This is a genomic window from Nostoc sp. LEGE 12454 (assembly GCF_056620565.1).
In genome coordinates, this window is sequence record NZ_JBWQXL010000023.1 from 40,419 (window position 1) to 60,508 (window position 20,090).

The 20,090-nt window shown below is 43.8% G+C and carries 18 protein-coding genes and 1 tRNA gene; 10 read left to right on the forward strand and 9 right to left on the reverse strand.

What is annotated here, in order from left to right; genetic code table 11:
* Positions 1-405 precede the first annotated feature (405 nt).
* Complete coding sequence (locus AC1F2U_RS22075; RefSeq protein WP_292721488.1) at positions 406-825, forward strand: BlaI/MecI/CopY family transcriptional regulator; 420 nt, start codon at positions 406-408, stop codon at positions 823-825.
* The gene (locus AC1F2U_RS22080) at positions 825-1,664 is read left to right on the forward strand and encodes a M56 family metallopeptidase (RefSeq protein ID WP_480263058.1); all 840 of its coding nucleotides are present in this window, start codon (positions 825-827) and stop codon (positions 1,662-1,664) included. Before AC1F2U_RS22075 ends, AC1F2U_RS22080 begins: the two co-directional genes overlap by 1 nt.
* A gap of 610 nt (positions 1,665-2,274) precedes the next feature.
* Here the strand turns inward: AC1F2U_RS22080 and AC1F2U_RS22085 are convergent.
* From AC1F2U_RS22085 to AC1F2U_RS22110, 6 genes are all read right to left on the reverse strand, one after another.
* A complete protein-coding gene (locus AC1F2U_RS22085; protein WP_480263019.1) occupies positions 2,275-4,737 on the reverse strand; it encodes an AAA family ATPase in 2,463 nt (820 codons plus the stop codon).
* A gap of 2 nt (positions 4,738-4,739) precedes the next feature.
* Entirely contained in the window at positions 4,740-5,813 is a 1,074-nt protein-coding gene (locus AC1F2U_RS22090) for an AAA family ATPase (RefSeq protein ID WP_480263020.1), read from the reverse strand.
* Positions 5,814-6,185: 372 nt separating this feature from the next.
* Positions 6,186-6,257, reverse strand: a tRNA-Asn gene (locus AC1F2U_RS22095).
* A 147-nt stretch (positions 6,258-6,404) separates the two neighbouring features.
* Complete coding sequence (locus AC1F2U_RS22100) at positions 6,405-6,953, reverse strand: NYN domain-containing protein (protein ID WP_445629349.1); 549 nt, start codon at positions 6,951-6,953, stop codon at positions 6,405-6,407.
* A 281-nt stretch (positions 6,954-7,234) separates the two neighbouring features.
* Entirely contained in the window at positions 7,235-7,912 is a 678-nt protein-coding gene (locus AC1F2U_RS22105) for an ABC transporter ATP-binding protein (RefSeq protein WP_094352150.1), read from the reverse strand.
* A 13-nt stretch (positions 7,913-7,925) separates the two neighbouring features.
* Positions 7,926-8,198, reverse strand: a complete 273-nt coding sequence (locus AC1F2U_RS22110) for a UPF0367 protein family (RefSeq protein ID WP_012410874.1) — start codon at positions 8,196-8,198, stop codon at positions 7,926-7,928.
* A gap of 464 nt (positions 8,199-8,662) precedes the next feature.
* On the opposite strand from AC1F2U_RS22110, the gene psbD reads away from it, so the two are divergent.
* From psbD to AC1F2U_RS22145, 7 genes are all read left to right on the forward strand, one after another.
* The gene (psbD, locus tag AC1F2U_RS22115; RefSeq protein ID WP_322694081.1) at positions 8,663-9,718 is read left to right on the forward strand and encodes a photosystem II D2 protein (photosystem q(a) protein); all 1,056 of its coding nucleotides are present in this window, start codon (positions 8,663-8,665) and stop codon (positions 9,716-9,718) included.
* 783 nt (positions 9,719-10,501) lie between these two features.
* On the forward strand, positions 10,502-10,783 hold the full coding sequence (locus AC1F2U_RS22120; protein WP_480263021.1) for a 4a-hydroxytetrahydrobiopterin dehydratase: 282 nt from the start codon (positions 10,502-10,504) through the stop codon (positions 10,781-10,783).
* Between the two features lie 490 nt (positions 10,784-11,273).
* Entirely contained in the window at positions 11,274-13,004 is a 1,731-nt protein-coding gene (locus AC1F2U_RS22125) for an iron uptake porin (RefSeq protein ID WP_480263022.1), read from the forward strand.
* Positions 13,005-13,465: 461 nt separating this feature from the next.
* Positions 13,466-13,903 (forward strand): RrF2 family transcriptional regulator, encoded by a 438-nt coding sequence (locus AC1F2U_RS22130; protein ID WP_448272120.1) that lies wholly within the window; start codon positions 13,466-13,468, stop codon positions 13,901-13,903.
* Positions 13,904-13,987: 84 nt separating this feature from the next.
* The gene (gene cysK, locus AC1F2U_RS22135) at positions 13,988-14,950 is read left to right on the forward strand and encodes a cysteine synthase A (protein WP_480263023.1); all 963 of its coding nucleotides are present in this window, start codon (positions 13,988-13,990) and stop codon (positions 14,948-14,950) included.
* Between the two features lie 15 nt (positions 14,951-14,965).
* Entirely contained in the window at positions 14,966-15,667 is a 702-nt protein-coding gene (locus AC1F2U_RS22140) for a J domain-containing protein (RefSeq protein ID WP_480263024.1), read from the forward strand.
* A gap of 142 nt (positions 15,668-15,809) precedes the next feature.
* Positions 15,810-16,682 carry a 6-carboxytetrahydropterin synthase gene (locus AC1F2U_RS22145; protein ID WP_480263025.1) on the forward strand — a complete coding sequence of 291 codons (873 nt, stop codon included), beginning with the start codon at positions 15,810-15,812 and terminating at the stop codon, positions 16,680-16,682.
* 60 nt (positions 16,683-16,742) lie between these two features.
* Here the strand turns inward: AC1F2U_RS22145 and AC1F2U_RS22150 are convergent, their stop codons facing one another.
* Genes AC1F2U_RS22150 through AC1F2U_RS22160 form a run of 3 tightly spaced genes read right to left on the reverse strand, consistent with a single transcriptional unit; the run spans position 16,743 to position 19,244 of the window.
* A complete protein-coding gene (locus tag AC1F2U_RS22150; RefSeq protein WP_480263026.1) occupies positions 16,743-17,300 on the reverse strand; it encodes a Uma2 family endonuclease in 558 nt (185 codons plus the stop codon).
* A gap of 32 nt (positions 17,301-17,332) precedes the next feature.
* Positions 17,333-18,328, reverse strand: a complete 996-nt coding sequence (locus AC1F2U_RS22155) for a PrsW family intramembrane metalloprotease (RefSeq protein WP_480263027.1) — start codon at positions 18,326-18,328, stop codon at positions 17,333-17,335.
* The gene (locus tag AC1F2U_RS22160; protein WP_480263028.1) at positions 18,321-19,244 is read right to left on the reverse strand and encodes a class I SAM-dependent methyltransferase; all 924 of its coding nucleotides are present in this window, start codon (positions 19,242-19,244) and stop codon (positions 18,321-18,323) included. Before AC1F2U_RS22160 ends, AC1F2U_RS22155 begins: the two co-directional genes overlap by 8 nt.
* A 324-nt stretch (positions 19,245-19,568) precedes the next feature.
* Between AC1F2U_RS22160 and mscL the strand changes: the two genes are divergently transcribed.
* Positions 19,569-20,000, forward strand: coding sequence for a large conductance mechanosensitive channel protein MscL (gene mscL, locus AC1F2U_RS22165; protein WP_480263029.1), 432 nt, complete (start codon positions 19,569-19,571; stop codon positions 19,998-20,000).
* The last annotated feature ends 90 nt before the right edge of the window (positions 20,001-20,090 follow it).

Consider the following 20,090-nt stretch of genomic DNA (forward strand, 5'->3'; position numbering starts at 1 on the left):
GAGGAAAGAGCTTTTTGAGCAACTTTACTTTTCGTTATATATTTTAGTTTTTTTGCACCATGTTATTTAGATGGAGTCGGGGCAGGAGAGACAAGAGGAATTATTAAACAAATCTCTATCTTGTCTACTTTGTCTCTTCTCCATGCTCAATGCCCAATGCTCCTTTGCACCTCTGCCTCTTTTCCATCCTTAATAAATACTCAAAAAGCGCATTTTATGCTTTTAGACTTTCAGACTTGCTGCACTATCTTGTAATCTAAAACAAGAACAAACCTTCTAAATGGGGAAAAAGTTACAGTTATAAGGTTACAGCCCAAAGGGACAAATATTTACTTATTCCCTACTCCCCAGTACAGACGCAATTAATCGCGTCTCTCCCACTCCCCACTCCCCATTGAAATCGCTATGGCACCTTTACCCGACTACCGCCCTAAACAACTATCTTTAGGCCCGTTGGAAGCGGAAATTTTAAATATCATTTGGGAACTTGGTTCAGCCACAGTCAAGGATGTACACGATCGCATCCTCGCCGATCCCAACCGCGAATTAGCGTATACTTCTGTCACCACCGTTTTACGTCGCCTCACTGATAAAGGTTGGCTGGCCTGCGACAAAAAGGAGCGGGCATTCTATTGGCGGCCAATGTTGAGTAAGCAACAATCAGAAGTCATCAAAGCTCACGAACAGTTACAGCGATTTCTAGCAGTGGGAAACCCTGATGTTGTTGCTGCCTTTGCTGATAGTCTGGATGAAGCAGCTAGCGAGCAAATAGCAGCGATCGCCAAACGTATTCAATCTGCACGCCAAGCCAGGGAGGAACAATGATGCATCTGATAATGATTTTGAATGCTTTGGCAGTTGCCTGGTGGTTAAGATCCGCTCGGAATCAACCCCAAGGCAATTGGAATCTGCGATGGCAGCGATCGCTATTTTTGTTTCTCTTCCCGCCCTTGCTAATTTTCATGACTGCGATCGCTGTGCTGTTCATGGGGCCTCAAGGACAAATGGGCGGGATGTATACAGGCTCAATTAGCTATTTACTAGCATTAATTTATTTAGCATTTTTTGCCATTTCATGCATTAAACTTGCCTTTCAGGGTTGGCAGTCAGTAGAATCTGCGCGTAACTGCCCTTTAGTGAATGTTGGCGACAAACGAGCCAGACTGCTGCAAACAGGCGCGTTGTTTGCAGGTCAAATCGGTTTTTGGCAACCAGAATTAGTGGTTAGCCAAGGATTAGTGCAAACTCTCTCACAGGCTCATTTAGAAAGCGTCTTAGCCCATGAGCAAGGGCATCACTATTACAGGGATACATTCTGGTTTTTCTGGCTGGGTTGGGTGCGTTCCTGCACCGCTTGGCTGCCGAATACAGAGCCTTTGTGGGAAGAACTGTTAGCTTTGCGCGAACTTCGTGCCGACGGTTATGCAGCATTGCAGGTAGACCCTCTGGTGCTAGCAGAGTCACTTTTATTAGTAGTTAGTAGCGGCCCCGTTTTATCGGAAATTTGCTGTGCTGCATTAGGTTCCTCTGGTGCAGATCGTTTAGAACAAAGAGTAGAAGCTCTATTAGCACCACCAGAACCAACCCCAGAAGCTCAATTGCAATCCTGGCATGGCTTTTTGTTGGCGTTCCTGCCTTTACTGACTGTGATATTTCATAGTTAAGTTTAATTTATAGCAGGGAACAGGCAATAGGCAACAGGCTTGCAAGTGTCTTGATGTCGGCGTTTTCCGATCGGTTTATGTTCTAAACTATATTTCAACTGCTATAAAAAGCTACTACAGCTCAAAGCTGCAACGGTAGCGACATCGGTCGTGTCTGTAGCAACTTCTGCTTTCCCTGTAGTAACTTCCGCTTTGACGTTTCCGTCTTTCGCGCAAGCTGTAGCAGCTTCCGCTTTGACGTTTCCGTGTTTTGCTCAAGCTGTAGCAACTTCTGTTTTAACGTTTCCGTGTTTTGCTCAAGCTGTAGCAACTTCCGCTTTGACGTTTCCGTGTTTTGCTCAAGCTGTAGCAACTTCCGCTTTAACGTTTACGTGTTTTGCGCAAGCTGTAGCAACTTCCGTCACGACTGTAGCGATGTCGGTTGCCACATCACGATGAAAATTTTGAATATAGCGGTTCCCAATTGCATGGAATACAGACCTAACCCCCAGCCCCTTCCCTTCAAGGGAAGGGGAGTAAGATTCAAAGCCTCTCTCCTAAAAGGAGAGAGGTTTGGAGAGAGGTCAAAAATGTACTGCACCCAAGCGAGAACCACTATAGGGTTGTTATATTACTCTTCTTCTAGCAACTGTTCTATATACTTTTGTACTAAAGGCACTTGAAAAGCATTGCCTTCTGGAGTCAAGATTTCTTTTCGCGTTAGTTTGCGAATAACACCTTTGTCTTGCGGTGTGGGAGTTTCCCCGTGGATTATCCGGCGCAGGAGAGAGCGATCGCTATCTGCTAAACTCCTCCATAATTCCCGAAAATACTGATCGCCTCGCTCAAGCACAACAGGTATAACTTCTTTAACATCCTGTGCAGTAGCTTTTGCTCTATCTGCTTCTCGCCTGTTTCTTCTGATATCACGGTTTAGCAACTCCACCACCTCATAACATACCAACTGAACGAGATAAGGTTGACAGCGAGTAACTTGGATAATTTCATCTACAGCTGTTGGTTCATAGATATCGCGGAAGTTCTCTATTGGCTGTAGAATCAAATCGCGGGCTTCTGACTCGTGCAGGTAGGCCATTCGCAAAGCACGGGTGTTAATTAGATAGTCACTCCAGTAATCATCAAGTTCAGATAATTCGTGTGAACCACTAAAAAGTAAAATCCACTTGCGTTGATGTTGCAGCAGGTTACGGATAAAATTGAGTGGCGCACGGCTGCTTGTTGCTTTCACTACCTCACCTAGGCGTTCATATTCATCTAAACAGAGGAGAAATTTCTTACCAAAGTTGTTGCGTTCTATTTCTGCTAACCAAGTTTGCAGTGCAGGAAATGGATCTTCAGCTAGTTTACTGGCATCTGGATTAGGCAAATATACTTTACGGGGTAATCGCCGTGCAGCTTCGATAATCTGTTGAGCTAAATTTTCAGCCAATCCTTTTAAGGTTGTAGCTGCTGCTACTCCTTGTATGTCTACAAGCAAAGGTACAATATTTGCTTGTATTCTGTAAGGTAGATATTTCAGTGCTGAAGTTTTCCCTGTCCTCCGCCCTCCATAGAGTAACAACACTGGCATCTGCTCAGAAAGTGTTAAAGATTCAATTTCTCGAAATATATCAATTCGCCCTTTGAAACGATTCTTCGCTGTTTCAGGGTCTAGTGAATTACCAGCAATATAAACTTGCGGAATTTCTTTTGATTGCTGTGCCTGTTCGTTTAAAGTGCGCTGCGCCGTTTCTAATATAGTTAGCCAGCTTTGTGCAGTGTTGCCAAAAGAAACAGCAACGCGAGCATCTTTTGTCAAAGCTATACTTTGCACCAGTTGGCGTAATGCAGTGATGGGAACGTTCAGTAACTCATATTGACGATAAAGTGAAGTTGCTTCCTGTGATGCCCGTACATTCTGGCTAATATCCAAAAATTGGGGCAGCACAGTGCCAAGTTCCTTTGGTGCTAGTGAGGGAATCCACGCTAGTTGGTTGGCAATCTCCACAATATCGCTAAACCTCTGACAACGATTGAGAATATCTATAGCAATACTAGAAATTGCCTGTGCTGCAACTTTTTGCTGATTGGTGGATGTAATTAGATAATTAATAGTCTCAAGAGCAACATTTGGATTCTTTTCATAAGCTTCTACAATCATCACATCCATGAAAGGCAGAGGCAAAATAATCAATTCATCAAAGCGAGGGGGCAGATATCGCAAACAATTTACCCGTTTTTCATTTGGAGACAACAAGAACAGGGTGAGTATCCATAGTAATTCTGGCAACCAGAAGTAAACCCGCAACACACCCAAAATCCACACCACGCCGAACGCCACGCCGAACGCCACGCTTCCCTCGACACCTACCGCCACACGGAACACCACCATGCCGAACGCCATACCGAACATCATGCCTAGCGCCACGCCGAACGCCACGTTTCCCTCCAGTCCGAACGCCACACCGAACGCCACGCCGAACGCAACGTTTCCCCCCACGCCGAACGCAATGTTTCCCCCCACGCTGAAGAACGCAACGTTTCCTTCTACGCCTCCCTCCATACCGAACGCCACACCAAACGCTATGCCTACCGCCACGCCTACCGCCACGCCTACCGCCACGCCTAGCGCCACGCCGAACGCCAAGCCTAGCACCACGTCGAACGCCACACCTGATAAAAATTGAATTGCAAGAAAAATGCTAAAGACAGCAACAAGGACAAGAACTAACCTATTTTTATTACCGCTACGGTCTATAACCCTTCCTATAAACCAGCCAACTAAAAAAATACAGCTTAATAACCAGTTAAATGATTCACCACTAACCAGAGTGTAAACTTGCGCTACTAGCAACACAGCAAACATTGGGACTACAGCAGTTAGCCACCAAACTTGCCCACCATAGTGACGTAGACGGAAGTTAGTACGAAACTCAGCCTGTTCATCAAAAGGGTTATTTGTTGGCTTCAATTCTGGATGAATATCACGCAGCCAACGTTCAAAGGTAAAAGGTTTGAAGTAAGCCCAATACAAGAGGCGCGTGCATTCAGCCACATAATTCCAAAAGCCTGATGTTAGCGGCCTGTTACTCATTGCTACTTTATCCCCAGCTTGTCACGCACAAAATCCCAAACTTCATTCCAGTGCAGCACACCCACCCAAACCAAAACTGGTAAAAGCAGGATGACTAAACCAGTAATCCAGTTGCCTATATCACCTACCGTTGCACCGATGAATTTGGGTATTTTCCCTAGACGCACTGGCAAATCCCAAACTAACCAACGCAGCCATAATTGCCATCGTTGTCCTTTTGCTTTAGATTTAGGATTTGCAAGCTGTTGTTCAAACTGCTGTTTCGCCCACTTGATTGCCTTGCCTTGTTGACGTGCTTCCCACAAATAGTAACCAGCCAATTGCAACTTGTAAGGATGACGATCGCCCCATTGCTGGGCATGATTCTGTTCATCTACACTCAAAGCTGCACCATTTGTAGAGAGAGTTGGTAAGCGCGACAGTTCAATAGCCTCATCTGTAGTTAGTTCATTCAAAGAAATCGTGTGACCAATATTGAAAAAACTAGAGACAAACCGATGCTCGTTAGCATAAACATCCAGTGGTTTACGGGAAGCCACCACTAGCATCAAGGCATTGCTATCCATCAGCGATCGCAAATTGTCATAAAATCCATTATCAAATTTATCGGGATATTTCAAAAGGCTTTCAAAATCATCCAGACAGAGAACAGGTAGCTTTCCTTGCTGTTTCCATTCCTTAACCGCATCTGAAAATGCTTGACGATTAAGCGGTTTAGTCTTCCAACAATTTTGCAGACTGCGTTGTTGCCATCCCTGAACATGACTCAGTAAACCTTCAGCTACAGCCTCATAGAAACCCGTTTCAGTTTGGCAATCCACACCCCGTAACGGTAGGTAAATTACCACATAACTACTGTTGTTTAATACTCGCTGCTGCCAAGTCAGAACGAAATAATGCAGCAACGAAGATTTACCAATGTGCTTGTCACCAACTATATTTATACTTGTAGGCTGATCGCCCTTCATCCGAGATGCGATCGCGTGTAATTCATCTTTACGACCGACAAACAGCCTGGGATCTTCAATCATCCCCGCAGCCACAAAAGGATTGGCAGGCAGCGCTCCAGAAGTCATGTAAAGCGTTATCCTAGTTTCAGCAATTTAAGTGCAATCACCTAAAAGAATAGCACTAGCCCCATAATCTCTTTGCAGATCGCAAAGACGCGATCAATCACCGTCTCTACGAAAGACCGATTTGTAGAGACGGCGATTCATCGCGTCTCTTCCCTTAAACGTGGTATCTGATAAAAATATTTATTTGACAAATACGCCAATACTGCTAAAAGTGCAAAACAGACACTTGATGCGATCGCAAATGTTGCTGAAACTCCAGCACTTGTTTAGGACAAGCACCAAAAGACCCATCATTCAGAAACGTCACAGCATAGTCAAGCGACCATAAGTCTCTGATGGGTAATCTAGAATCTAAAATCTAAAATTTTTAAACTCCCCAGGCTGGATTCGAACCAGCGACCAATCGATTAACAGTCGATCGCTCTACCACTGAGCTACTGAGGACCACTCACGATTTATAATCTTAGGGCTAAAAATAGTATTTGGCAAGTACTTTCGCCAATATTTTTTTTAGATAGTTAATTTATAGAAATTTTTCAGCCAAAATCTATTCAGGAACTTAAGCAGAGACTCTTAGATACTAAATATCTATTACAATCCCATTCGTAATTCAGCCAGACGCTGCCGCGCTTTAGCATCAATGGCATTAGCTAAAAACCGACTCTTAGATTGTTTGCGCGTATGATACTTTTGTCGCATCCGGCAGACAGTGGCTTCCACTTCCCCACAAAGTTGTTGTGCTGACAACCATTCAGCCCCATATCCTTGTATCATCAACTGCTGTGCCCGATCTGATGTAGCAACAATCACACGAGAAATCAAAGATTGGGCTATTTGGTGGCGAAAAGAAGCGCAGGATTTTTCAATATAAGTATCTGCGGTTTGCCCAAAATCAGTGTAATAAACAGATAAAAGCTCAGTAATAATTTCTTTATTACTAGAGGTGTTTTGATATTGGGCATCAAAAACTATCTGAGTTGTGTAACCTTGAAACGCACTATAACCAGTCATTGCTTCCACAAGTTCGCCCCGTGCGGCCTCTAATCCAACGCTATCACGCGTTTTTTTAAGGCAAGGCCAAGCGCCTATGATATTGTAGCCGTCCACTAACAAAACGGCTTGGAGTAAGGAACGGGGCATGGTTTTTAATCACAATTTTCTAGAGTTAACAAAATTCATTCATAAGTTTTATAATAATTGATGCATAGTCTGTAACACTATGTTACACAGAATAAAAAATACGGCAGCCTCACAAAACTCAAACTTCAGATAGACGCACCAACTTAAAACGCGCCCTTGTTTAAAAGGCGCGTTACAGTTCTTTTTTAGTAGTATTCAGGAGTGCTAAGTACAATGAATTTTACTTATTAACTCATCACTCAGCACGGGCTAAACGCCCCGCTATCGCTAACAGCACTGAATTAAGAGGCTTCGCTGTGTACCTCCATCAGACGTTGTTTGAGACGTTCGGCTTCACCACTATCAACCAAAGAGCCTTTTTCTAGCAAGAAAGCGCCGTCACAATAATTTAGCTCATCTAATCGATGTGTCACCCAAAGGGCTGTAATACCTCGACTTTTGACAAGGCGGCGGACACCAGCAACTAAATCCAATTGGCTATCTGGATCTAGTAAGGCAGTGGGTTCATCTAATAATAAGACTTCACAGCGACGGGCGATCGCACCTGCGATCGCGACTCGCTGTTTTTGTCCCCCAGAGAGTGCATAAATAGGGCGTCGTTGCAATGTAAGCAAATTCACCGCCCCTAATGCCTCCTCAACCCTGGCTCTGGTAGCAGCAGGTGGCAACTTTTCTTCCACCAATCCAAAAGCCACATCAGCACCAACAGTTGGCATAACCAGTTGATGATCTGGATTTTGGAAGACAAAGCCAACGGGTTGCAAAACCCGAATTTCGCCAGATTCAGGAGCTAATAACCCCGCCAGCAGTCTCAGTAAAGTAGATTTTCCGCTGCCATTTGTACCCAAGAGCATCCAAAACTCACCCTTGGGCACTTCTAAAGAGCAAGATTTGATAACTTTCTCTCCATTAGGCCAACTGAAATTTAAATCCTTGACCTCAATGCCCACTTGAGCCATTTGTCAACCTTGGTTACTCAGCAGCTACAGCGAAAAAGCCAGGTGGTCTGCCGCCACCAGGGGTTGTACCATCTTTCTGAACAATCTGCACCCCAGAAATTTCACTAGCGCGGACAGCAATTTTTTTCTCTGTCTTGCCTTCGCACTTGAGTTCTACAATGTCAGGGTTCCCAGAACGGATTGCTGCCAAAATTAGCTGATAGACAGCTTCAGCATCCTCTGCTGACTTACGTTGTACTGAGATTGGGAAAGCAGTGTTTCTGATGCTTAAATCGATGGTAAACATTTAGCAATAATCAAATTTAACTGTGGACTCATTTTAGCGTCAGCTGAGTGATTCTAGGGAAATGAGGATTGGGCATCGCTTCTCTGCCAGACGCTACGCGAACGACTCCGCTCAGGGCAAGTGGGCATTGGGCATTAGTTATTTCTTCCATCCATTGCTCCTCTGCCTCTCTGCTCCTCTGCCCTCGGTCACTGAGCGTAGCCGAAGTGCTGCCTCTCTGTTCCTCTGCCTCTCTACTCCTGATTCCCTACTCCCCATTTATCACCTCGTCTGAATCAAAAAATAAATTTTATGAGAAAACCCCTAGAAAAATTAGCAATTTACACCTAATATAATTAAAGGTGTGTAAAAAATTGTAAACTTGGTTAACAACCTGGTTAACTTTCTGCTTATGGAAGGCTTTTATATCGCCATCTATAATACAGATACAACCTGTACTTATAAACATTTGGAGATTTGCTTTAATGACCATCGCAGTTGGACGCGCCCCCAGTAGAGGGTGGTTTGACGTTCTAGACGACTGGCTCAAGCGCGATCGCTTCGTATTCGTAGGTTGGTCAGGGATATTACTATTCCCCTGCGCCTTCCTAGCACTAGGCGGTTGGCTGACCGGCACCACCTTCGTAACCTCTTGGTACACCCACGGATTAGCCTCCTCCTACTTAGAAGGGTGTAACTTCCTGACAGTGGCAGTATCCACCCCCGCCGACAGCATGGGACATTCCCTATTGCTGTTGTGGGGACCAGAAGCCCAAGGCGACCTCACCCGTTGGTTCCAACTGGGTGGTTTGTGGCCATTCGTTGCCCTACACGGAGCCTTCGGTTTGATTGGCTTCATGTTGCGCCAATTTGAAATTGCCCGTCTAGTAGGTATTCGTCCTTACAACGCCCTCGCCTTCTCCGCTCCCATTGCAGTATTCGTCAGCGTATTTCTGATGTACCCCTTGGGACAATCAAGCTGGTTCTTTGCACCCAGCTTTGGCGTCGCAGCAATTTTCCGATTCCTGCTATTCCTGCAAGGGTTCCACAACTGGACACTCAACCCCTTCCACATGATGGGTGTTGCGGGTGTATTGGGTGGTGCTTTATTGTGCGCCATTCACGGTGCCACAGTCGAAAATACCTTGTTTGAAGACGGTGATGGTGCTAACACCTTCCGCGCCTTCAATCCAACCCAGTCGGAAGAAACCTACTCAATGGTGACAGCAAACCGTTTCTGGTCACAGATTTTCGGGATTGCTTTCTCTAACAAGCGCTGGTTGCACTTCTTTATGTTGTTCGTGCCAGTCACAGGCTTGTGGATGAGTGCCGTCGGCATCGTCGGTTTAGCACTCAACCTGCGGGCTTATGATTTCGTCTCCCAAGAATTGCGGGCGGCGGAAGACCCTGAGTTTGAAACCTTCTATACCAAAAACATTTTGCTGAACGAGGGTATCCGCGCTTGGATGGCTCCTCAAGATCAACCCCACGAACAATTTGTATTCCCTGAAGAAGTTCTACCTCGCGGTAACGCTCTCTAAGAATTCAAATTTGACCATGACCTGAATTAAGGTTGTGGTTGGCGAAAATTGACACACCCAGATAAAATAATCTCCTTGTAATCAGCCAATAAAGTGTCAATTTTCATTATCTCAAGTAATCTCCCACCTTTTTGATGGGAGATTTTTTATATATTGGTTAATATCTCTAAATTTATGTGTTATGTTAGATGAAGGTTAAGAACCCAGAGTAAATACTCTGCCCTTTTAAAACTAAGACCGCTTAGGCAATAAGGAGGTGATGCCCATGATAGAAAGTAGTAAATGCATGGGTCATCAGGTTGCAGTTAGCCGGCTGCGCGCCGGGGCTGTTCTCTAAAAGTTAGCCTTAGTTATCTCTGAGATACTAAGTTAGCTCAATTAGCTAGGCAAGCTCGGAGTTCCTTCCGGCAGTCTGGTTGCAACCTGAAGACCCGCTAGACCGCCCTGACTTAGATCGTCCGATCTAAATCAGGGCGGATAGTTTTTTAGGGGTGATTTTTGTTTTATCAATGGTTGCTTTTAAAAGATAGATAGCGATGGCTGTCGCGATAAAGGCAAGCTATTTAAGTTTTATTAAAAAGAATAAATCTCTTGTATTAAAGCTTGAAGTATGAGCAAATGTGAGAAATCGTGTCTATCTACTAAGTCTGATTGAAATCTAGACATACGCATTGTGGCTTAATTTATGCTCTTATATTTTCTGTGTGGAGAATAAAAGGGGTTTGCCTTTGTCAGATGCAAAATGTTGTAACAAACATATTAAGTAGGAATTTCTTGACTGATATGACACAACTACTCACCGAAGCGGAAATTCAAAAACAGGCAAAGGTTTTGTCAGATTGGACTGTTAAAGACTCCAAGTTGGAGATTACCCGTACATTTAAAGATTTTATTGAAGCAATTAAGTTTGTTAATAAGCTGGTTGAGCCGGCTGAGTCAGCCGGACATCATCCAAATATAGAGATTTCCTACAATATAGTGAAGATTACACTTACAACACATGATGCAGGCGGATTGACGCAGCCAGACTTTGATGTAGCACGGGTGATTTCCCAGATCAACTAAGTGATTTCTTCTAATATCTTGCAACAGACGACAGGAAGTCACTGCGATATACGGTTTGTATAGCCGAGTCAATGTGTTCTAACTGGCGTGAGATTTATATTAGGGGTAAGTGGAAGAAGCGATTTTTGCTCACAAACTTCTAAGTGTCTAAAGCTTTCAGCAATTTCACCTGCGTAAAGAGCGAATGACCCAAACTCTACTCCCTGCTTAGATATTTAGATAAGTATGTGTGACAGTTATTAAGGCGATCGCTCCAATATTGCCATCTAGATCGGATGTTTTATAATGTTATGATATAAAGATATGTTTTTGCATAAGTTAATCACATCAGTTTTTAACCCAAAGTTAATCGTTTATTAGCTTTGCAAAAACTAGAATTGTAGTAGAGACAATTATGCCTCATCCATAGGTTTCAATGAGATGTCGCATTTTCGAGAATTAGGTGTAACGAAACCAATTATCTAAACAAGGTGTGAGGAGTAAAGGAAAAATGTCTAATCTATTATGGAAATCCTTAGTGGTTAGCCCAGCAGTTTTGGGAGCAACATTGTTAGTTTCGGCAACAGCAATGGCGGCCCCAAGCACAACCACTAAAGTATCACCAGCGAAACAACTAGGTGTAATTGAAGTTGCCCAACAGCCAGAAATATTGGCTCAAACAACCATAGATCAAGTTAATCGCTACAGCAACGAAGGCAACCAAGGTAATTCTCAGTCTCAAGTAACATCGGTTTCTCAATTTTCCGATGTACAACCTACTGACTGGGCATTCCAAGCATTGCAGTCCTTGGTTGAGCGCTATGGTTGTATTGCAGGTTATCCGAATTCCACATATCGCGGTAATCGTGCTTTGACCCGTTATGAATTTGCCGCAGGTTTGAATGCCTGTTTGGATCGGGTTAACGAATTGATTGCCACAGCAACAGCTGACTTGGTGACAAAACAAGATTTAGCTACCTTGCAGCGGCTACAAGAAGAATTTTCCGCAGAATTGGCAACCCTACGCGGTCGTGTAGATTCTTTAGAAGCGCGGACTGCTGAATTGGAAGCGAATCAGTTCTCTACTACCACAAAACTAGTCGGTGAAGCCGTTTTCGCCGTTAGTGATGTATTTGGAGGTAACACTGGTGACGCTAACAATACTGTCTTCCAAGATCGGGTACGTTTAGACTTGCAAACCAGCTTCACTGGTAGAGATGTTTTGCATACACGTCTGGCAGCAGGTAATGCACAAGCCTTTTCAATAAGGGATGACGTTAATAATCCGATCGGTACTGCTGAAGGCACACAAACATATCAAGTTGGTATAGGCAATGGTAATAACAGTGTCAGAATTGACCGCTTGACTTATGAAGCTCCCATCGGACCAGCTCAAGTTTACCTCGCAGCTAGTGGCGGACGGCATAGTCAGTATGCTGCTGTCAACAATCCTTACTTTTTTGACAACACTGACGACGGTGGTAACGGCGCTTTATCTACCTTTGCTTCTGAAAGTCCCATCTATCGGATTGGTGGCGGTGCTGGTATAGCACTCAATGTACCCCTTGGCAAAGGTGGCGGCATCTTGGGAAATAGCTCAATCACTGCGGGTTACTTAGCATCACAAGCTAATAATCCTGGTCTTAGTCAAGGTTTGACCAACGGTGATTATGCTGCTTTAGGGCAGTTGAACTTTAGTGTTGGCGATCGCTTGGCTTTAGCTGCTACGTACGTCCACGGATATAGTGCCAGTGGTGCTTTATTTGACTCTGGTACAGACGGAGCAACTGGAGCTTTTGATGTAGGTACTGGACAAGCTAACTTTTTAGGTAATGCAGCAGGTGTAACCCGATCTAACAGCAACTCCTACGGTGTGTCGGCTGCGTTTAGACCTAGCGACAAACTGTCCGTTAGTGGATTCGTCTCTTACCACGATGTTACAGGTGCAGGTGCAGATGATGATTATCAAGCTTGGAGCTACGGTTTAGGGGTAGCCTTACCTGATTTCGGTAAGAAAGGTAACGTTTTAGGTGTTTTTGCTGGTGCAGAACCCTATTCCTTTAACCGCCCAGGTTTTGGTGGCAACAATGATATACCCTACCACTTTGAAGGCTTCTACAAGTATCGTGTGTCGGATAACATCTCTGTAACCCCTGGTGTAATCTGGTTGACCTCTCCCGGTCAAAATAGCGATAACGATGATGCTATTATCGGTACGCTCAGAACTACTTTCACCTTCTAGAGTGTTGATTATTTGCTGAAAAATTTGAATTTTATTTCTCCCCGCCATTAGGTGGGGTTTTTTGTTTTCGGTAATAATAATGGATAAACCCCAGTAGTTAGCCGGAGTATAATAGAAAAGTTAGGAGTTAGAAGTTATGAGTTATGGCGGGTTTGATATGAAGAAACCAGAGTAATGCCCACTCTGCAAGTAACTTACGCCGCGAGCAGCTTTTTCTGAGTGAGCTTTTTTAGTAGAAGTTGGCGGTATAAAACTACATATTGCGTAGGATTTTAACCTACCAATTTGAGATTTTGAATTTTTGATTTGAGATTGAAGGAAAAAGCGTTCAACTGAGCGCTCACGCCGTACCCCTCCGGGGAAGCAAGCTACGCGTAGCGTTCCGTAGGAAAGTTTCAAATCCAAATTTAATGACTCCTAACTTCTAACTTCTAATTTTTACCCCTAACTTATTGCTGCTTGTGGAACTATCCTGTAAATCGGAATACGCAATTCTCGCCTTGTTAGAGATGGCCGCTCATTACGAAAGTGGCGAACCGCTGCAAATTCGACAAATTGCAGCACAACAAAACATACCCGATCGCTATCTGGAACAGCTACTAGCAACCTTGAGGCGTGGCGGTATAGTTAAAAGTCAGCGGGGGTCAAAAGGTGGCTATCTGTTAACGCGAGAACCCCGAAAAATCATCCTTTTTGAGATTTTGGAATGTTTAGAAGGCCTAGAGGCGCGGGCTGGTGAAGAAAACGTTAATTCCAAAAGCATAGACAGTTCAGTTATAGAAGAAATTTGGCAAGAAGCAAGTCGCGCGGCAAATTCCGTCTTCCAAAAATATACGCTCCAGGATCTTTGTGAAAAACGAGATTCGCGGCGGCAATTGGATATCATGTACTACATTTAGTCAAGAATCATTTGTCATTTGTCATTTGTCATTTGTTGATGACTAATGACCAATAACAAATAATTAATAATTAAGGACTAATTTATGCACATAGCTCGTAACATTACAGAACTTGTCGGTCGTACACCCCTAGTGCAGTTGAACCGCATTCCGCAAACAGAAGGATGTGTTGCAGAAATTGTAGTGAAACTGGAAAGTATGAACCCATCGGCATCAGTTAAAGATCGGATTGGGGTAAGTATGATTAACGCTGCTGAAGACGAGGGGCTAATTACTCCTGGGAAGACAGTATTGGTAGAACCCACTTCTGGAAACACTGGTATTGCCCTAGCAATGGCAGCAGCAGCAAAGGGTTATCGATTAATTTTGACAATGCCAGAGACGATGAGTGGAGAGCGTCGGGCAATGTTGCGAGCTTACGGAGCAGAACTGGAACTAACACCAGGAATGGAAGGTATGAGTGGGGCAATTCAACGAGCGCAGCAAATAGTTAATACTACACCAAATACCTATATGTTGCAGCAGTTCCGCAATCCAGCTAATGCAAAAGTGCATCGGGAAACTACAGCGCTTGAAATCTGGGAAGATACCGATGGACAAGTCGATATTATTGTGGCAGGAGTGGGTACAGGTGGTACGATCACTGGTGTAGCAGAAGTGATTAAAGCACGCAAGCCTAATTCCAAGGCGATCGCAGTTGAACCAGCCAATAGCCCAGTTTTATCTGGGGGACGACCAGGGCCCCACAAAATCCAGGGAATTGGTGCTGGGTTTATTCCCCAAGTTCTCAAGATAAAATTGATTGATGAGGTGATTACCGTCACTGATGAAGAAGCGATCGCTTATAGTCGGCGTTTGGCAAAAGAAGAAGGGCTACTATCTGGCATTTCCAGTGGAGCAGCTTTATGTGCAGCAATTCGCGTTGCCCAACGTCAAGAAAATCAGGGACGTTTAATTGTAATGATTCAGCCCAGTTTTGGTGAGAGGTATTTGAGTACACCGTTGTTCCAAGACTTAGAGGCAAGGTTAGCCGCTAGCGTCAGTTAACGATACATTGAATTAATGGTCAATTCTAAGCACGTTTCTAACCATTACGAAACTCTCAAAGTTAGTCCAAGTGCAAGCCTTGCGGAGATTAAGCAAGCTTATCGCCGCTTGGTTAAGTTGTTTCATCCTGACAGTAATCAGGAAACAGCCGATCGCGAGCAAATTATTCGCATCAATGCAGCTTATGAAGTTTTAGGCGACAACCAAAATCGCCGCAATTATGACCAAGAACTGCAAGATGACTCCCAAAAATTAAATAGCGATCGCCAACAGCGTACAGCATCAGCGCAAAATCATTACCAGACAAGACGAAAAACTGGACGGGATGTTGACGAGCAAGTTGAAGAATGGCTGCGCCAAGTTTACCAACCAGTAAATCGCTTGCTTTGTACGATCCTTTATTCTTTAGAAGAACAAATGGAGCAATTAGCCGCCGATCCCTTTGATGATGAGTTATTAGATGAATTTCAGGAATACTTAAAAACCTGTCGAGATGACCTCAAGCAGGCACAAACTACTTTTCGCTCCCTGCCAAATCCCCCCAGTCTCGCAAGAACGGCGGCTCACCTCTACTACAGCCTCGATCAAGTAGGAGATGGACTCGATGAATTAGGTTACTTTCCTTTGAACTACGATGAGCGTTATTTACACACAGGTCATGAACTATTCCGCATAGCTACGAGATTGCACTGTGAAGCACAAGCGTCTGTTACATAGTTATTGAGTATGGGTCAATATTGCTGGATGTCAAAGGACAAATGACAAATGACTCATGACTAATGACACATAACTTAGGAATTAGTTTATGCTGTAAACAGAAAAAGATTAAGAAATTTTAAATTCTGCTCATAGTGTACTCATGCAATGCATTGTTAATCGCCGCGCCCAGTTTGCAGCAAGTCATCGTTATTGGTTGCCAGAACTGAGTGAAGCCGAGAATATTGAGAAATTTGGTGCTGGTTCTAGATTTCCAGGACACGGGCATAACTATGTCTTATTCATCTCCCTAGCCGGGGAATTGGATGAATATGGCATGGTTTTGAACTTGTCTGATGTGAAACACGTAATTAAACGGGAAGTTACCAGTCAATTGGACTTCTCTTATCTCAATGATGTCTGGGCAGAATTTCAACAAACTCTGCCTACCACTGAGAATATTGCACGGATTATCTGGCAGCGGCTAGCACCTCATTTACCTCTAGTCCGCGTGCAGTTATTTGAACATCCTGAACTTTGGGCAGATTATATGGGAAACGCAATGGAAGCCTACCTCACCATCAGTACTCACTTTAGCGCCGCCCATCGGCTAGCTCATCCTAAACTCAGTAACGAACAAAACACGCTTGTTTATGGTAAGTGCGCTCGTCCCAACGGTCACGGACACAACTACCATCTAGAAGTCACTGTCAAAGGAAAAATTGACCCGCGTACTGGCATGATTATTGATTTAGGTGCCCTGAATCAAGTGGTAGAAGATTATGTGTTAGAGCCATTCGATCACACCTTTTTAAACAAAGATATTCCCTACTTTGCCGAAGTTGTGCCGACTGCTGAAAATATCGCACTTTACATTAGTAATTTACTGCGATCGCCTATTCAAGAATTGGGAGCTAAACTTTACAAAGTAAAACTGATTGAAAGTCCGAATAACTCCTGCGAAATCTACTGTACAGAGTCTGAATCTGATTCAGTGAATGCATCCGCGAATCAGCCAGTATTAGCACAAGTTTAGCTAATTGCAAATTAGGCATAGGACATAGGGAATTTAGATCGTCTCCATGCCCATGCCCAGCTAAAAAAGTTTACTTACTAAGCAATTAAAACCAGGTAACAAAGGACTTTTCAGTTCATCTTGATTGAATAAGGTAGCTGCTAACTTTAATGCAGCCTGTTCGCGTCGATAAACCTCAACTTTCTTTTGTACAGAATCGCAAATCCAATATTCTTGAACTCCTTGCACCGAGTACAGCTTTAGCTTTGTTTCTTTGTCGCGTTTTTCGTTTTTTTCGCCGGGTGATAAAACTTCTACTACTAACTCTGGTGCGCCCGTGAGATGTCCAGCCTCATCTAGCAAGTTTTGTAAGCGTTCATGACTTGCCCACACTACATCAGGAATCACATTGTCAGAATCTGAGAAAATAATTCCAGGTGCGATCGCAGCTTTACCCAGACCAGTTTCATCTGACCAAATCTTAAGAACTGTAGCAATATTGACGCAGCTCGTCTGATGATCCCAGTTAGGCGCTTTAGTTACAAATAGTTCTCCATCAATAATCTCATAGCGATTTCTGCGATCGCCAGCAAATAGCTCTAGGTCAGCAGTCGTCCAACGCACTGGAGTTGTTTGCATAGAAACCCCCTAGCCTTTTCCTAAATCATATTTTAAAAATACCGACGACGGGCGGAATGTCGCAAATAGCGATAAATGCTCCACGCTAAAACTCCAAAAAAGAGATTTAGTAAAAAGCGACTAAATATAAACCACAAGATATAAGTGTCAAAAAGCTTCGATGGACTCAAAGGACTAACAGTCCTGACTAAGAGAAACAGCCCAAAAATAGCATTTCCACCCAGCACGAGGGCAAACAGTACTAAACTCCTCTGCCAGTAACGGCGCTGGATTGTACGGTCTGAAATCAGGGTAATTACAGGTTTACCTTGAACTTTTCGTAGTAATTGTTCCAGCCGCCAAAACATCCACAACAGAAACGGAAATAAACCGTAACTTAGGAAACGTAAGGGTAATGAGTAACCCCAAGCAGTAGATAAGACATTAACTAGGGCATGACAGATGACAGAATTTAGCCAAGCCCTAAAAATAAACTTTTTATCTCGATTTAAGCGATTTTTAGAAGAAATATACATTCCTAATGCATATCCCCAAGGTGCAGAGAACATAGCATGGACTGGCGTGCCGATAGTACGTTCAAAAACTGATGCTGTACCGTGGAAAAAGTAAATCCAGTTCTCTTCGGCAGTGAATCCAAGGGAAACGGCGATCGCGAAGAGGAAAACCGTAGAGTGAAGTAATCGATACTTGCGTTGCAGATAGTAAGTTGGGATAACAACCGCAGCCAACTTGCAGCCTTCTTCAATTGGGCCTATTTCCACAAGCTGTCGCAAGGCTATACCAGGAAGCGTAGACGCGAAGTGGCTTGTCGCCAGACATCGCTTAATCTGATGCCAGCCTACAAAAGAGTTCGCTACATTTTCAAAATCCCATTCCAGTCTAAGGGCTAAAAAACCAGATATTGCCCCAATGATAAAGAACATCAGTAACTTTAACAGAGGTGGGGCAAATGGCATCCGACAGTAGTAGTAGCCTAGCAGCAGTAAGGGTGGTATTGCTGCCCACAACAGTAGAGATAAATCAACCACTCACCTGAGCGATCGCTGTACGGTGACGGTGAGTATTGTTGGTGATAGTAGGAGTTTGGAAACCCGCCTCAACAATAGCTTGCTCAATGTCCAAAGCAAAATATTCATCTAAATACGGTTCAGTACTTTTGAGCAAAGTCAAAATGTAGGCTGGCATTTTCTTGTAAACTTCAGATTTGGGATTCATATCCATGATTGCCAAGTAGCCACCCGGACGCAACACGCGCCGCATTTCAGCTAAAATCTGTCGGGTTGCTGACTGGGGTAATTCGTGGCACATCAGGAAAATGGAAACTAAATCAAACGAGGCATCAGGTAGCCCAGTAGATTCAGCTTGGGCATGAAGCCAGTTAATTTTAGCTTGACGTTGCCCAGCGCGGTAATTGGCGACGGCTAAAAAGTAGGGAGATAAGTCTAAGCCTGTAATTTTGGTATGGGGATAAATTTCTTGTAGGGCAAAACTACTCAAGCCAACACTACATCCTACATCCAAGATGTCTTGCGGCTCATTGGGAATTTGACTTTTCAGGATATTGTGGTAGCTTTGGCGCAGCATCGGATCGCCTTGTGCTTCTTCAGCGCTCTGCCAAATCTTAGCGTGGACAGCGTAAGCAGCAGGTTCTACCTCAAAAGCGGCTTGCCAACTGAGATTTCCGGTTTCGTAGGCATGGAATGAGGTGACGTAGTAATCGGGGTAGGAAAGCTGAGGATTTTGTACTTGAGCGAGATCGTCCTTCCAATCACGCGCTTGTAATGTTTCGACTTCTTGCGTCCAAGGCACACCAATTCTCTCGGCACGTTTAATCATCATTTGTCTAGCTTGATGCTTGGCTAGGTTAGCTAAAGGCTGGATTGCCAGTATGCCATTTACCAAGCGAGAAGCTAAACCAGGATTAGTGTTTACAGCAGCAGTCATAAATTAGTTTGCATTTAACAGCCTTTTCTACTTATGACATAATTGCTGGACGGCAGTCTAGAAATGAATTGAATTGTATAACGGCAGTCTGCCTCCTTTGGCTTGCCCCAAGCAACAAATATTATAGAAGGTTGACATTTGCAGAGCAGCAAACTTCTGAGAAGATTTAAATGATACTGGTTTACATTTTGTATTTATCAGAGAATTTTATTCAAGACTGGTAAAATTTTGATATTTAGCAATATTTGTCTCAACAAGAATGGCAAAAAACTGAGTGTCATTTATAAACAAAAGTACAGTAAGTTCAGCTTATTGAAGTCAAATATGGCCAGAGCAAGAAGAAGAGCAAGTGGCTTTTTAAAAGATTTCCAAGAATTTGCCCTTAAAGGCAATGTAGTTGACTTGGCGATCGCTGTCATCATTGGTGGTGCTTTTGGCAAGATTGTCACTTCCTTTGTTGAAGATGTAATCATGCCATTGATTAATCCCTTGGTTAGTTTTGCTGGCAAAGACTGGAGAACAATCGCCATTGGCCCGGGAATCAAGATTGGTCACTTTCTTGGCGCAATAGTTGACTTTGTAATCATTGCCTTAGTTTTATTTGTGGCAATTCGAGCCTTACAAAAATTCAAGAAACAAGAAGAAGTAGCCGATGAACCCCTACCAGATCCTAACCTTGTAGCCCAAGAAAGATTGACTGGCGCGTTGGATAGGCTGAACCAAAACTTGGAATCTCGGAATAATCAAGTTTTGTGAGTAGGGAGGGGAAATGAGGGAGAAATCAATTCAAAATTCAAAATTCAAAATTGTACCCTTACAGGTAAGCAAGCTACGCGCAGTGTCTCG